At 40.6% G+C, this 14,222-nt stretch carries 11 protein-coding genes; 6 read left to right on the top strand and 5 right to left on the bottom strand.

What is annotated here, in order from left to right; all coding sequences use genetic code 11:
- Positions 1 to 8 precede the first annotated feature (8 nt).
- Positions 9 to 1,568, top strand: coding sequence for a cation:proton antiporter (locus tag H6G18_RS00780; protein WP_190405165.1), 1,560 nt, complete (start codon positions 9 to 11; stop codon positions 1,566 to 1,568).
- Between the two features lie 92 nt (positions 1,569 to 1,660).
- On the opposite strand, the gene H6G18_RS00775 is transcribed toward H6G18_RS00780, so the two are convergent.
- A complete protein-coding gene (locus H6G18_RS00775) occupies positions 1,661 to 2,461 on the bottom strand; it encodes an ester cyclase (protein ID WP_190405164.1) in 801 nt (266 codons plus the stop codon).
- Between the two features lie 535 nt (positions 2,462 to 2,996).
- Positions 2,997 to 3,698, bottom strand: a complete 702-nt coding sequence (locus tag H6G18_RS00770; protein ID WP_190405163.1) for a DUF6714 family protein — start codon at positions 3,696 to 3,698, stop codon at positions 2,997 to 2,999.
- Between the two features lie 213 nt (positions 3,699 to 3,911).
- Between H6G18_RS00770 and H6G18_RS00765 the strand changes: the two genes are divergently transcribed.
- Together H6G18_RS00765 and H6G18_RS00760 are read left to right on the top strand one after the other, a co-directional pair.
- Positions 3,912 to 4,439 carry a CAP domain-containing protein gene (locus H6G18_RS00765; protein WP_199311499.1) on the top strand — a complete coding sequence of 176 codons (528 nt, stop codon included), beginning with the start codon at positions 3,912 to 3,914 and terminating at the stop codon, positions 4,437 to 4,439.
- A gap of 119 nt (positions 4,440 to 4,558) precedes the next feature.
- Entirely contained in the window at positions 4,559 to 5,035 is a 477-nt protein-coding gene (locus H6G18_RS00760; RefSeq protein WP_190405161.1) for a TspO/MBR family protein, read from the top strand.
- A 7-nt stretch (positions 5,036 to 5,042) separates the two neighbouring features.
- Here the strand turns inward: H6G18_RS00760 and H6G18_RS00755 are convergent, their stop codons facing one another.
- Positions 5,043 to 6,260: a DUF790 family protein gene (locus H6G18_RS00755; RefSeq protein WP_190405160.1), complete on the bottom strand. Its 1,218-nt coding sequence runs from the start codon at positions 6,258 to 6,260 to the stop codon at positions 5,043 to 5,045.
- A complete protein-coding gene (locus tag H6G18_RS00750; protein ID WP_190405159.1) occupies positions 6,190 to 7,743 on the bottom strand; it encodes a DEAD/DEAH box helicase family protein in 1,554 nt (517 codons plus the stop codon). Before H6G18_RS00750 ends, H6G18_RS00755 begins: the two co-directional genes overlap by 71 nt.
- A 366-nt stretch (positions 7,744 to 8,109) precedes the next feature.
- Between H6G18_RS00750 and H6G18_RS00745 the strand changes: the two genes are divergently transcribed.
- Positions 8,110 to 9,990, top strand: coding sequence for a sensor histidine kinase (locus H6G18_RS00745; RefSeq protein ID WP_190405158.1), 1,881 nt, complete (start codon positions 8,110 to 8,112; stop codon positions 9,988 to 9,990).
- A gap of 89 nt (positions 9,991 to 10,079) precedes the next feature.
- Here H6G18_RS00745 and H6G18_RS00740 read toward each other — a convergent pair whose 3' ends face one another.
- Positions 10,080 to 11,057 carry a carbohydrate kinase family protein gene (locus H6G18_RS00740; protein WP_190405157.1) on the bottom strand — a complete coding sequence of 326 codons (978 nt, stop codon included), beginning with the start codon at positions 11,055 to 11,057 and terminating at the stop codon, positions 10,080 to 10,082.
- Positions 11,058 to 11,587: 530 nt separating this feature from the next.
- On the opposite strand from H6G18_RS00740, the gene H6G18_RS00735 reads away from it, so the two are divergent.
- Positions 11,588 to 12,355 carry an LmeA family phospholipid-binding protein gene (locus tag H6G18_RS00735; RefSeq protein WP_190405156.1) on the top strand — a complete coding sequence of 256 codons (768 nt, stop codon included), beginning with the start codon at positions 11,588 to 11,590 and terminating at the stop codon, positions 12,353 to 12,355.
- Positions 12,356 to 12,437: 82 nt separating this feature from the next.
- Positions 12,438 to 14,150 (top strand): beta-carotene ketolase CrtO, encoded by a 1,713-nt coding sequence (gene crtO, locus H6G18_RS00730; RefSeq protein WP_277875548.1) that lies wholly within the window; start codon positions 12,438 to 12,440, stop codon positions 14,148 to 14,150.
- Positions 14,151 to 14,222: the final 72 nt, after the last annotated feature.

Raw genomic sequence — 14,222 nt, 5'->3', positions numbered from 1 at the left:
ATTTACTTATGGTAATTGAATCAGCAATTAGTGAAGAAGCGATCGCCACGAATCTCAAGCAGTTTCTGTTAGTACTGTCAGTTTCTTTAGGTGTAGCCACCTTACCCCAAGTATTTAGTTGGTTTCGCCAAATCCCCTATACTTTACTATTGGTAATTGTCGGCTTGGGGTTAGCCGTTGTCGATGTGCGCCTGGTTGTCCTATCTCCCGCCTTAATTCTGTCGATCTTTTTACCACCGCTATTATTTGAAGCCGCGTGGAATTTAAAGTGGTCTGATTTGAAGCGAGATTTGTTGCCAATTTGCCTATATGCGGTATTTGGGGTACTCATTACAATTGGCGGTGTAGCAATTGGACTTAATCAACTGGCTGGAATTTCCCTGACTACAGCCTTGCTCATCGGCGCGAGTTTGGCTGCTACTGACCCGGTTTCCGTCACTGCTTTGTTTCGGGAATTGGGTGTAGGTACTCGTCTTGTCACCCTCATGGAAGGCGAAAGCCTATTTAATGATGGTATGGCAGTAGTTGCCTTTGGTTTTTTGGTGGCTTTGCCCTTGGGAAATGCCGAATTAGGTTTCCAACCAATTTTGTTACAGCTTCTACAAGTGGTTGGTATTGGTGTAGCGATAGGTTGTTTAATTGGCTTTGCCATTTCCTACCTCACCCAACGTTTTGACTTGCCAATGGTGGAACAATCCTTAACCTTGGTGTCTGCTTACGGTACTTACTTAGTTACCGAAGACTTGGGAGGTTCCGGTGTAATAGGCGTTGTCACCACAGGCTTGATTTTAGGTAACTTTGGTTCTCGCATAGGTATGAATCCCCGGACTCGGATTATTGTTTCCGAATTTTGGGAATTTCTGGCATTTTTTGTCAATTCTATTGTTTTTCTCTTAATTGGCGACCAAATCCGATTTGCCAGTTTAGGAGAAAACCTACAAATCATCGCTATCACTGTAGCCGCAATGATTTTAATGCGAGGAATTGCACTGCTGATTCTGAGCAAATTGAGCGCCATGATGACTCAATCAGAAGTCTCCTTACCGGAGCAAACCATTCTGTGGTGGGGAGGTTTACGTGGTTCAGTATCCATTGCCCTGGCATTAAGTGTACCGATTGCACTGCCAGAGCGAGACAAAATTATTGCCACTGTTTTTGGCGTAGTTTTATTTACTCTACTTATTCAGGGATTAACCATTAAACCCCTACTGCAAAAGCTCAATTTGCTCGGTGATGCACCCTTACGCGAACAGTATTTACAACTAGTCGCCCGTCATGTTGCCCTAGAACGGGTGTTGCAATATCTCCAAACAGAGAAACGTCCTGGTATTGACCCAGAGTTTATTCGTTACCAAGGAAAACTTGTCTCAGGCGAAATTGACGAGTTGCAAATAAAAATCAATAAATTACACAATGAATACCCCAATCTCCAGCACTTCACAACAGAACAATTCCGAGATGAACTACTAGCAGTTGAGGCGGATACTTATGCAGAATTTGTCAAATCTGGTCGGTTAAATAAAGAACTGGCTCCTATGTTGGAAGATATTTTACAGGATGAAAATTAGTAGACAGTTAAAGTAAGTACTGAGTGAGGAGTGCTGAGTTGTCAGTCAAGGGGAAAAATTATTCTCTCTATTCTCCCCCCTACTTCTCATCTTCACTTAACAACAGCAGCGAAGGGACAACGACTAGCTTGTAGATTTGCTGGTGGTGATGTTTCTTTCCGTCCCCAAAGTTTTTGAATGAAATTCCAAAACCTGCGCCAGAGAGAATCGGATTTTTTTTGCTGGTTTTGGGGTGTTTTGAGTAATTTACCACCTGATGTCAGTTTGGCGAGGAACTGGGTATTGTCGTAATAGTGTTCCAATGAAAGAATTTTTAAATCATCTGTGACACGAACAAGGCTTGTACCAATGACTTCTATCATCTCGCCTGTGGGTGCATAGCCTTTGTATTCACCTTTAAATTCTCCCCAGTGTCGCCATTTAAAAACAATCTCCGGCGGGCCAGAATAAACTTCTAGTACTTCCCACAAGAAGCCATCAGGAAAGGCTGTATGAAATAGACCAGTGGAAGTTTCAAAATTTTCTGCTGTTGCTTGATAATGTTTGGTATTGCCAATCATTAATTTATAAGTACCAGAATTAATCAAGTCTGTGATGGTATGGCGAGAACCACCATTGGTACTCATGCGAAATTGATCGGGAACAACAGAAAGCCACTGAGCAGGATTGGTTTTGAAGTTAGCTTCAATATCAAAAGTTCGCACCAAATTTTGTACTAGTGCTTCCAGTGAATTGGATGGGTGATTACGTGTACTTTCCTGGGCAAGTTTTTCATTAGAATGGGTATAGTCTGGTTTTTTACCATAACGCCATTCAACATGAGTGCTGTATTTCAACACAGTTTCCCTGTCTTGTACCCAAAGATGAAGTTTTTCGATGTCTATTTGGCTCATAAACCCCTCTGCAAAATCAATGTAAAAACAATAAGGTTCAGAATTTCGCAGCTAAATCCCCTCGATTTTTGCAGTTAAATATACAGATTATTGGCTGTTTATTTGCATTAATTTGTAGCGATGTTTACGAAAAGACTCTGCTTACAGACTATCTGTATTTGCTTCTTTTATATTATGCCAGTTAGCTCAATTCAGGTTGTTACTTTAGAGGCTATTGGATGATTAAAGTATGTCAAACAAATTTAGCACAGGTAATTGTTGTGACACTCAGGAATTATGCAAAATATGAATATTAAATAACTAAAAATAAATTCAAATAACTCAGCGATCGCATCATTTAATTCGGAAATCATTAATTCACAAAAAAACTGGCAAGTATTGCTATCTCTAGCTTTGATATTTTAAGCCAGGGTATAGTTTTTTGCATACCAACTTTCACAAAACACATTGCCAGGAATCTAGATTTGTCGAGAGCGATCACAGTATTGATTGTCCAAGTCTCCAAAGTCTAGATATTCCAACAGTTAATATACCTTTAGTATCCAGGGAATAAGATATCAATAAATTCCAGGAACTCGGATATTACCTTTTCTTGAGTTGTGTCCAGGCAACTAAAAAATTTACTGCGGTAATTGTAGGATTTTAAAAATATAACCGTTGAAGCAAAGGAATTTGTATCATGCCTGTTGTACTTCAGACACCAAATCATATATGCCGGAATAGCATATCGAAATCCTTTTGCATCCATGAATGTAAAAACATCATGGAATTTCTCAATCCAATCATCGGGAATCTCTTGCCACCGTATTTTGCAATCAATTTCACGTGCCTGTTTTCGATCTTCATAATCATCTAAAGCCCGTGCTTCATGTAGTGAGACTCCATTCTCAAGGACTACATCTTTGAAAGCAACAGTAATCTTCTCGATTAGCTCGAATCGAGTTTTTTCGGCGAAATCATCAATTGTTTGCCAAGTGGTGTCTCGCACATCACTTGGTGTTGGAGAACGAACATCCTTCAACCATTGCGGCTCACAAGCTCCAAAGGCAATAAAATTTTGTTGTGCCTGCCGTAGACAGACTTGATTAGATCCCACCCTGCTATATCCGTAAACTGCTCCTGTATCTCCATCATCCTCCCAAAAGCATATTGGACAGATAAGGTATGTTCCTGGTGGCTTAAGGTTAAAAGTTCTGTAGCCACAACAAGGGCAAGGGTAGAGCTTTTCAATATTCATGTTGCCAATATATTCATATTTTGTACCATTATCTTAGTCAGATTTTATTATGCGAACGGTGAGAAATAAATTTCATCTATTCGGAAATTATTCAAACTTATATTAATAACCAAAAATTAATTAGCAAAATTACTTTGGTATGGAGATAAAGTGAATATACGTTATCAATGTCAAAATTTGTTACTCAAGAAAAATTGGGCAATATGGGGAGTTATGGCCTTATTATCTACTGGCTGTGAGCAGTTAATTGAATCTTTACCGCCTCTACCAGTAGTGGAAATACCGTCAGATCAGCCCTCCATACCCCAAATTCCTGCTGAATCGGCCACAACTGCCCAAATAGAAACAGCCGTTCGCCAAGGTATCAACCAAGTACGACAAAAAAACGGGCTACAACCCTTACAAAATAATGTCAAACTAGCGCAGGTTGCGCGTAACTACAGCCGACAAATGGCAGAAAAGAAGTTTTTCAGCCATACAGGCGCAGATGGCAGTACCCTACAAGATAGAGTCCGTGATGGTGGTGTTTCTTACTGGGTGATAGGTGAGAATCTATACACAAGTACAAATATTCCTCGACCTGTACCATCAGCTATTGAAGGGTGGATGAAAAGCCCCGGACACCGAGAAAATATTCTCCGTCCAGTATTTGCAGAAACGGGTGTAGGTGTGTGGCGAGTAGGCAATACCTACTATATCACCCAGTTGTTCTTGCGGCGATCGCCCCTTGGATGGCCATGAATGGGAAGTGGGGGCGAAATTCTTACTCAGGACTCAGCACTCGTTACTCCTATGAATAGGTGCAGCGATCGCTCATTATTGTTTAAACTGCAAGTAGACCAATATTACAGAAAAACCTTGTGAAAGCGAGATGGATCATCACAGCAGTTTCAGCAGCCCTATTTTTTGGTGGTAACCTGTTTACATCACTGCGCGACCCCTGGTTTCAAAACTTACAACGTCCTGACTGGCTGACTTTTGAATTTCTCATTCCGGTTATTTGGACGTTCATTTGGGCTTGTACAACTATTTCAGCCATTATTGTCTGGGAAAAAAAGACAAGACAAGGTGTTCGTCCTTGGTTTTTAATGGCTATTTATGCGGCGATCGCTATATCTACTTCCGCTTATAGTCCTGTTGTGGTAGAACTGCGGAGTCTGATGGGGGGGATCATCATGGGTGGTTTAGCAACACTACTCGTCTATATTTTGGCTTTTGTCGTTAAGCCTATTTCTACAAAAGCTGCTTGGCTATTTCTTCCCTACGCTTTATGGGGGCCTTTTGGTACTTATCTGACGTGGTTATTACTACAACTCAATCCTGTTGTTTCTAATTAATTCATGTCTATTCATCAATTATTGCCAACACAGATTTCGGTAGTAATTTATCTTTAAACCAAACAATTCTTGCCGGTACATTATCTAATTTAATTCCGGCTTTTTCCAAATTCAATCTTTCAGAAATAGCCAAAATTAAATTATCACAACCAGAACGCCGCACTTGAGAAAACTTTTTTTGTAAGTATTCTGGTCGCCAATAACCAACTATTTCTAAGAGAAATTCTCGTCCATCAGGATGTACTAAGCGGAAATCAGGAATCATCACACTACCAGGAATGGGAATTAAATCTACTTCTCTTTCTAAGACCCAATCTGTTTTTAAAGCATCCCATTTATCTGCAAATGATGCTTCTAGCATACTATCGTAGGGTTTCCCTTTGGAATAGTGAGATACTAAACCACATTCGGAATTGAGGGTAAATCTACCTGTTTTCCATGTATCTGTATAGACATCACGAGTTTGTAATGTGGCTGCTAGACTCCATTTGGTGACATGAAGTAGGGCGGGAATGAGTTTAGCGATCGCCAACCCGTAGCGTGTACTAGAATTAAATAAACTCGTCGGCCCATCAACGGTAATTGTAAATCCGTGATCAGCATCGCCTTCAATATAAGCCATTAGTTGAAATAACTTGAGATAGCGAAACAACAGCTTATATTCCCCTGGAACATTGCGATGGGCATTTAAAATTAACTTACTGGCTTTATAAAATATTCCCTGCACCTGGGATAAGTTATATCGATTTAATATATCTACTGGTGTGGGTACATCAAAGTTAGTTAAAATCTTATTTTCAGATAAGTCAGCATAGAGTCCATCTCGCACTTGTTCTAGCAAAACTTCTCGTTCTAATTCTTTGGTTAATTCATCAGCAATTTTGCTTAATGTCAGTTGTGTTGATTCCCTACTAGGGGCAGATTTTGCAGCCGCAGAAAAGACTCTTTCTCTTAACATTGGTGGTTCTAGCGGACTCACTACCTCAAAGGTGCAGAAATTGCTTTTGATAATATAAGCTAATCCTCGCTTGACTCGATAATCTGTAGCGTCTCCTTCTAAATCCAAAAGTTGACTTTCTAGCATACCGAGAGTTTTACCTTTGGCTGCTTGAAAACAATTGATTAATTCGTTAGTTAAATCTAGATGTTTTTGGTCAATCTTCAGTCTTTTTGGTATTATTTCTTCGCCGTTTAAGCGATGGCTTAGTAGTTCCGTTGGTAGCATTTCCCTGGTTGTTTGCTTGTGAATTATCGACTACATAATTGATTTCTATTTGTTCGGCGGCTTTAGTAGTTGTTCCTTTACCGCTACCATAAACTACCTGTAAATTTCCTTTTCTGTCTTCACCTCTGCGTCTTGCGGAAGTATTTTCTTCGCTGGTATCTTCTGCGATAACTTCGTATAAAATCGCCTGCTTATTTTGAATGTTTCCTTTACGTAAGATTCTCCCCAAACGTTGGATATATTCTCTAGTTGAACCTGTACCAGATAAGATAATAGCGACAGAAGCAGCAGGTACATCAACACCCTCATTCAAAACATGAGAAGCAACTAAAGTATTATATTCACCTTCCCGAAATTTAGTTAATATTTCATGGCGTTCTTTAACTGGTGTTTGATGAGTAATCGCGGGAATTAGTAAATCTTGAGAAATTTTATAAACGGTAGCATTATCAGCCGTGAAAATTAACACCCGTTCTGGATAATGTTTGGCGAGTAAATTAGCTAAAATTCTTAACTTCCCATCAGTTCCTAAGGCGATTTCTTTGGCTTCACGGTGGGCTAACATCGCTCTCCGTCCACCTTGCGATCGCGCACTCATCTGCACAAACATTTGCCAGCCTTGAATACTCCCTAAGGAAATTTTTGATTGGCGCAAAAAATCATTGCGAATTTGAATTAAATTGTTGTATCTTTCCCGTTCATGTTGTGATAATTTCACCTTCATTTGCACGATTTCGTGTTCAGCTAAGGCCTTCCCAGCTAAATCCTCAGCACGTCTGCGATAGACTTCAGCACCAATGAGAATATTTAAATCGGTGTGTTTACCATCAGTGCGTTCTGGTGTGGCGGAAAGTCCGAGACGATAGGGAGCGATCGCATATTCGGCAATCACTTTGTTAAAATCTGTGGGTAAATGATGGCACTCATCAAACACAATCAAAGCATATTGATTACCCAAGGCTTCAGCATGGATGGCTGCACTGTCGTAGGTTGCAACTAAAATTGGTGACTTATCCCGCGAACCACCCCCCAATAATCCCACCTCAGCATCAGGAAACGCCGCTACTAAATGAGCATACCATTGGTGCATCAAATCTAAAGTCGGCACCACAATTAAGGTAGTGCGTGGTGTCGCCTGCATCGCCATTTGCGCCAAATAAGTCTTTCCCGCCGCCGTGGGTAGCACCACTACCCCTTGTCTTCCCGCCAACTTCCAAGCCGCTAACGCCTCACTCTGGTGTTGGTAGGGTTCCATTTCCAGACTTGGGACTAAATCCACAGGGTAAAATCCCTTGGCTTCATCGAGAAAGTAGACCTCTTCCGCCTGTAATGCTTCCACGACAGCGCGGTATCTCATCGCCGGAATGCGAAACTTTTCCACCCTATCATCCCATGTGGCATAGTCCATCCAAGCTTTGCCGCGTGGAGGTGGATGTAATATGAGTGTGCCGCGATCGTAAGTTAATGTGGGAGTACGAGCCATTTGGAGATTGAGGATTGGAGATTGAGAAATTTTAGATTTAAAGTCTCCAATTTCCCATAGTCTGCTTTAAAAATTAGTTGTAGGTTAGGAATATTTATACTGATTTACGCCCATCTTAAAACCGAAATTTTTAGGTGTTTTTTTGTGACGATACTCAGCAAAATTTTAAATAAAATTATTAATTATTTGAATTTTCTCATATTATGTCCCACTTGAAAATCATAGCTATTACTACTTTAGATAGATTCTGGGTGTAGAAACGAGAGGCATTGGTTTAGCCAAGGCAAAATAGGTGTTGAGCGAACGCATTTTCTTAGATATTTTGGGAATAATGCTGTAGCTAGAGGCATCAAAGGAGGAGCCAGATTGAAAGGAATACGCCCCAGGCTTGCGCCATATATTGTGGCATTGTTAGCAGTTAGCGGCGCTTTGTTACTGACACTATTATATAAATCACTACTGACACCAACTATTTTTGTACTATTTTTTGCGGCTGTAGCGGTCAGTTCTTGGTATGGTGGCTTCAAAACAGGTCTGTTTGCTACTGTTTTATCTAGCCTAGCAGTAAGTTACGTTTTTTTTGACCCTGTGTTTTCGTTGTATGTTGCCAATACAGATAGCAAAGTACGTTTAGGTTTGTTCATCCTGGTGACAACATTTATCAACTGGCTCAACACAGAATTACGTCTTGCCAAGCAGCGTTTAGAACTGACTACTCAGCAGCTACAGTTAAGTGATGCCAGGTTTAGAAGGTTGGTAGAGTCGAACATTATCGGGGTAATTATCGCTGATTTCAATGGGGCGATCGCCGAAGCTAACGACGCTTTTTTGAACATGGTAGGCTATACGCGGGAGGATATGCTCGCAGGGTTAGTACGATGGCGAGAGATGACACCCCCAGAATATCAAGAAATTAGCGATCGCTCTATCTATGAATTGAAAACCACAGGTGTATGTCAGCATTTAGAGAAAGAATACATCCGTAAAGATGGTAGTCGTGTTCCCGTCCTCATTGGTAGTGCTTTGTTAGATGATCATCAAAAACAGGTAATTGGTTTTGTACTTGATATTAGCAAACAGCAAGCCGCACTCAGTAAAAGTCATCAGATACTAGAAACTTTGCGTCAACGAGAAGAGGAACTGCGACTAATCACCGATTCTGTGCCTGTTTTGATTTCTTATGTTGATGCCCAACAACGCTATCGTTTTAATAATAAAGGCTACGAAGAATTATTTGGGCTGTCTGCATCAGAAACTTATGGCAAACATATTATAGAAATTTTGGGTGAATCTGTTTATCAGTCAATTTTGCCCTATATAGAAATAGTTATGTCAGGAGAACAAATAACTTTTGAAACCCAAGTACATGACAAATGTGGCGTAATTCACGATGTTAGTACCACTTACGTTCCTCGGTTTAGCCAGTATGGACAAGTCGAAGGCTTTGTGGCTCTAGTTACAGATGTGACTGAACGCAAACAAGTAGAACAAGAACGCGAGCAACTCCTAGCCCGCGAACAAGCAGCCCGCAGCGCCGCAGAAGCCGCTAACCGCATCAAAGACGAGTTTCTCGCCACACTCTCCCACGAACTCCGTACCCCCCTCAATGCCATACTCGGATGGACACAGCTACTCAAAACCCGCGTATTTAACGCAAATACTACTGCATTAGCCCTAGAGACAATCGAGCGTAATAGTAAGTCCTTAGCCCAACTAATTGAAGATATTTTAGATGTTTCCCAAATTATTCGCGGCAAACTCCGTCTTAATACTCAACCAGTAGACCTAATACCAATTGTAGAAGCCGCAATTGATAACCTTAGACCAGCAACCGAGGCTAAGGATATTTGCCTTGAATACCAATTCGACCCCACAGTAGGGGTAGTGATGGGTGATGCCAACAGACTACAACAAATAGTCTGGAATTTAGTTGCCAACGCCGTCAAATTCACATCCTTAGGTGGCAAAGTTACTGTAGAACTAGATCGCCTAGATACCTGCGTCCAAATTCGCATCAGCGATACAGGATTGGGAATATCCCCCGAATTTCTCCCTTACGTCTTTGAGCGCTTCCGTCAAGCCGATGGTTCAACCACGCGATCACACGGCGGACTAGGATTAGGATTAGGAATAGTTCGTCACTTAGTAGAATTGCATGGTGGTACAGTTCAAGCCGAAAGCCCAGGAATTGGACAAGGTGCAACTTTTATAGTTAATTTGCCGATGAAAGTTGTTAATAGTCATTAGTCATTAGTCGTTCTTTCTCTCCCTTCTCCCTGTCCCCTCCTGAAGTATCAGCCAATTTTAGCTGATACCCCAGTGGCTTGAATTTTTGCTTAAACTTGATGGGAGGCTAGAAAAATTTCGACTTCTGTAGATGTGGGTTGAGAAGCGATCGCACCTGGTTTAATGGTAGTCAGCGCCCCTACTGCACTGGCATAAGTAACAATACGTTTTGCTGTATCTGCATCACTCAAGCTGTGAATACCATGTTTACTCAGTTGGTGAATAAATCCTGCCAAAAAGCTATCTCCTGCACCGGTGGTATCTGCTACAGCAACGGTAAAAGCTGGTATTTTACCCTCATTTTCACCTAAACAATAAGCACAACCATTATCTCCATCCGTCACTAACACTCCCTCAATTGAATCTAAACGGTAAGTAATAGCACCTGGATCAGTTGTATTAAATAGCCATTCTGCTTCCTCTTTGGCAAGTTTGAGGAAATCGATGCGCTTGAATGTTTCCTGAATTTTTTGCCGAGCAATATTTTCATCTTGCCAAAAAACTGGTCGCCAGTTGACATCCAATACAATTTTCAGATCATACTGTTCTGCCAATTCTAAAGCGCGGTAAATAGCTTTTTCACTGTCGGGATAGGCTAATTCCAAAGTACCTAAAATCAGGAAATCAGCCTCTCGAAACACTGACTCTGGTAATTGCTTGGCTTGTAGATGGGTATCGGCAAATTCAGAGGTATCATATTGACCGAAGCCTGCAAAAGTGCGATCGCCTGCTAAATCTCGCACCACATAAACTTGTCGTGTTGGTGCAGTAGGATGACGTTGAACACCCGTTGTATCTACACCTACCTCTTGTAATAGCTTGACTAGCTCATTTCCTGGCTCATCTTCACCAACCGCGCCTATAAATCCGGCGGGAGTTCCCAACTTCACCAAAGCACAGGCCACATTAGCTGGCGCTCCTCCTGGGTAAGGAGTCCAAGACTTCACCTCTTCCAGCTTTAGCCCTAATTGATCAGCTAAACAATCGAATAAAACTTCACCAAGGCACAAAACACGGGGATTACTCATCTCATTTTAGTTTTTCACGGGGATTGCTCATCTCATTTTAGATTTTTAGGTTTAGATTAGTAATCTCATATTTAACTGTTAGTCGTCTTACCACAAGCAATGATCCACAATCAGGGATGAAAACCTCTTTTCCCTAGACTCTAGTCTCTAGAGGTGTTTTTAGTTTAAAAACACAACGAAAATACAGACAATTTTTCTCGTAGTTGTATAATTTGCCGCAATTTTTCCATCAGAGGTAGCGATGGGGCAAAATGGCATGAGTTGGTTAACAGTAGATTCAACAATAACGTATGAAAGTTTACAAAAAATCAACTCTAATCAGAACTATTCCTCAAGAATGATTTGACTTCTCACCATGATTTTTGTTTAATAAATCTTCCTTAAGGTTCATTGAAAATTAATGTCTTTACTCATCAAAAATATTTGCGTACTAATTATGCTCTTTTTTGTATATACCATCCTATAGATTCATTTACACCTATTTAGAGTTTACAGTAACTAGTAATAGGAAATTAAGAAAGTATGAGTTCATGCCAGACAAGCAAAATTTGGAAGAGCATTTAATATCCCAAGTAGCTGAAAGAAGTATATTTAATCAGCTAGATACAGCCGAACAAATTGATATTTATGTACAAACTGACATTTTAAAAGTAGTGCAGGGACAAGCAGATGGTGTTACAGTTGCTGGTCAAGGCTTGGTCACTAAACAAAATATTCGCGTCCAAGAAATCCAAGTCAAGACCGATAGTATTGCTATCAACCCTCTAAGCGCCATTTTTGGAGATATTCAACTAGATAAGCCTGTAAATTTAGCTGCTCGTGTTATCCTCTCCGAAGCAGATATTAACTCCGCCCTTACTTCAGATTTTACTCGCAAGTTAATGCAAAATTTTGACTTGGATGTAGATGGAGAAATTGTCAATTTTGAAATGGAACATATCCAAATATTTTTACCTAGTAATTATCAAATGGGTTTTCGAGGAAATTTATTATTAAAACAAAAAAATAATAGTCAACTATTAGGTTTTACTGCCATGATTCGCCCTCGCACTGCCTCACAACCTATAATGCTAGAGAGCTTTCATTGTACTCAAGGGAAAGGAGTTTCTTTAGAATTAGTTACCTCCTTGATGCAAAAAGCCAAGTATCTAGTAAATCTTCCTTATTTTGTTTGGGAAGACATGAAAATTTGTATTAAAAATATGGAAATGCGTCAAGGAATATTAATTTTATCATTAGAAGTTAATGTTATGCAAATCCCTGAGTCAGTCATAGGTAATAATAATTCACAGCATTAAAAATACCTGAGTTTTAGTTACTATTGATTATCAAGGTTGTCATTTCTTTGTTACCCTTTTTCATATTACCAAGCCACTTTATTTGCAAATAACAAATATGCAAGAGTATGATGTTGTAATTATCGGTGCTGGACATAACGGGCTAGTTTGTGCTGCTTATTTGCTAAAGGCTGGCTATAGTGTCCTGCTACTGGAAAAGCGTCCTGTTCCTGGCGGTGCAGCCACAACAGAGGAGTGTTTACCCAAAGAAGCACCTGGGTTTCTATTTAACTTGTGTGCGATCGATCACGAATTTATACATTTGGGGCCAGTAGTTGAAGAATTAGAATTGGGAAAATACGGCTTAGAATATCTAGAATGTGATCCAGTCGTTTTCTGTCCTCATCCTGACGGTAAGTACTTTTTAGCTCATAAATCTTTAGAAAAGACTTGTGCAGAAATTGCCCGTTATAGTGAACGTGATGCTAAAAAATACGCCGAGTTTACTGAATATTGGCAACGGGCAATAGGTGCAATGATTCCTATGTTTAATGCTCCGCCTAAATCAATCATAGATATACTCGGTAACTACGACATCACAAAATTTAAAGATTTATTTTCAGTCATAGGTTCTCCCAACAAAACCCTGGACTTTGTTCGGAATATGTTGACCAGTGCTGAAGATATTCTCAACGAGTGGTTTGATTCGGAATTTCTCAAAGCACCCCTAGCAAGACTAGCATCAGAACTAGGTGCGCCACCATCCCAAAAAACCATAGCCATTGGTGCAATCATGATGGCGATGCGTCATAACCCTGGTATGGCTAGACCTCGCGGCGGTACTGGCGCATTGGTAAAAGCTTTGGTGAATTTGGTTATAAGTAAAGGTGGTGTGATTCTCACCGACCAACACGTTGACAAAGTTTTGATTGATGATGGTAAAGCTGTCGGTGTGCGGGTGGCTGGTGGCCAAGAATATCGTGCTAAATATGGTGTGATTTCTAATATCGACGCTAAACGGTTGTTTTTAGAAATGACCGATAAAAGCGATGTGGATTCAGCAGACCCAGATTTATGGGAAAGATTGGAACGCCGCATTGTCAACAATAATGAAACCATCCTCAAGATAGATTTGGCGTTAGATGAACCCCTCCGCTTTCCCTTCCACGCCCATAAAGATGAATATTTAGTTGGGTCTATCTTAATTGCTGATTCTGTTACTCATGTGGAACAAGCACATAGTAAATGTACCTTGGGGGAAATACCCGATGCTGACCCATCAATGTATGTAGTCATGCCTAGTTATCTCGACCCCACTTTAGCACCTCCAGGCAAACATACAGTGTGGATTGAATTTTTTGCGCCTTATCAAATCGCTGGTGCAGAAGGTTCTGGTTTGAAAGGTACTGGTTGGACAGATGAATTGAAAAACCAAGTTGCAGACAAGGTAGTTGATAAATTGGCAACTTATGCCCCAAACGTCAAAACCGCAACTATTGCCCGTCGTGTAGAAAGTCCAGCAGAATTGGGTGAAAGATTAGGTGCATACAAAGGCAATTACTACCATATTGACATGACCTTGGATCAAATGGTCTTTTTCCGCCCCTTGCCAGAAATAGCAAACTACAAAACCCCCATTGACAATCTGTTTCTGACTGGTGCAGGAACTCATCCTGGTGGTTCGATTTCAGGAATGCCAGGACGTAACTGTGCGCGGGTATTTTTACAAACGAAGCATCCCATTACTCAGACTCTCAAGGATGCTAGGGATTCAATTAAGTCAACGGTTGGGTCGGTGTTTGGGATTAATCAATAGTCAACAGTCCATAGTCAACAGTTCATAGTGCAGAACCTTTAACTGTTGACTGTTGACTACTTACAACAAACT

This window comes from Anabaena subtropica FACHB-260 (assembly GCF_014697105.1).
Taxonomy (GTDB): Bacteria; Cyanobacteriota; Cyanobacteriia; order Cyanobacteriales; family Nostocaceae; genus Trichormus; species Trichormus subtropicus.
Note: the sequence above shows the minus strand (reverse complement) of the source record. Positions and strands in the feature narration are given on the sequence as shown.

What these genes read in the sequence shown, in the direction of transcription:
- H6G18_RS00780 (WP_190405165.1), top strand. Translation starts at nt 9, where the DNA reads ATGGTAATTGAATCAGCAATTAGTGAAGAAGCGATCGCCACGAATCTC.
- H6G18_RS00775 (WP_190405164.1), bottom strand. Translation starts at nt 2,461, where the DNA reads ATGAGCCAAATAGACATCGAAAAACTTCATCTTTGGGTACAAGACAGG.
- H6G18_RS00770 (WP_190405163.1), bottom strand. Translation starts at nt 3,698, where the DNA reads ATGAATATTGAAAAGCTCTACCCTTGCCCTTGTTGTGGCTACAGAACT.
- H6G18_RS00765 (WP_199311499.1), top strand. Translation starts at nt 3,912, where the DNA reads ATGGCCTTATTATCTACTGGCTGTGAGCAGTTAATTGAATCTTTACCG.
- H6G18_RS00755 (WP_190405160.1), bottom strand. Translation starts at nt 6,260, where the DNA reads ATGCTACCAACGGAACTACTAAGCCATCGCTTAAACGGCGAAGAAATA.
- H6G18_RS00750 (WP_190405159.1), bottom strand. Translation starts at nt 7,743, where the DNA reads ATGGCTCGTACTCCCACATTAACTTACGATCGCGGCACACTCATATTA.
- H6G18_RS00740 (WP_190405157.1), bottom strand. Translation starts at nt 11,057, where the DNA reads ATGAGTAATCCCCGTGTTTTGTGCCTTGGTGAAGTTTTATTCGATTGT.
- H6G18_RS00735 (WP_190405156.1), top strand. Translation starts at nt 11,588, where the DNA reads ATGCCAGACAAGCAAAATTTGGAAGAGCATTTAATATCCCAAGTAGCT.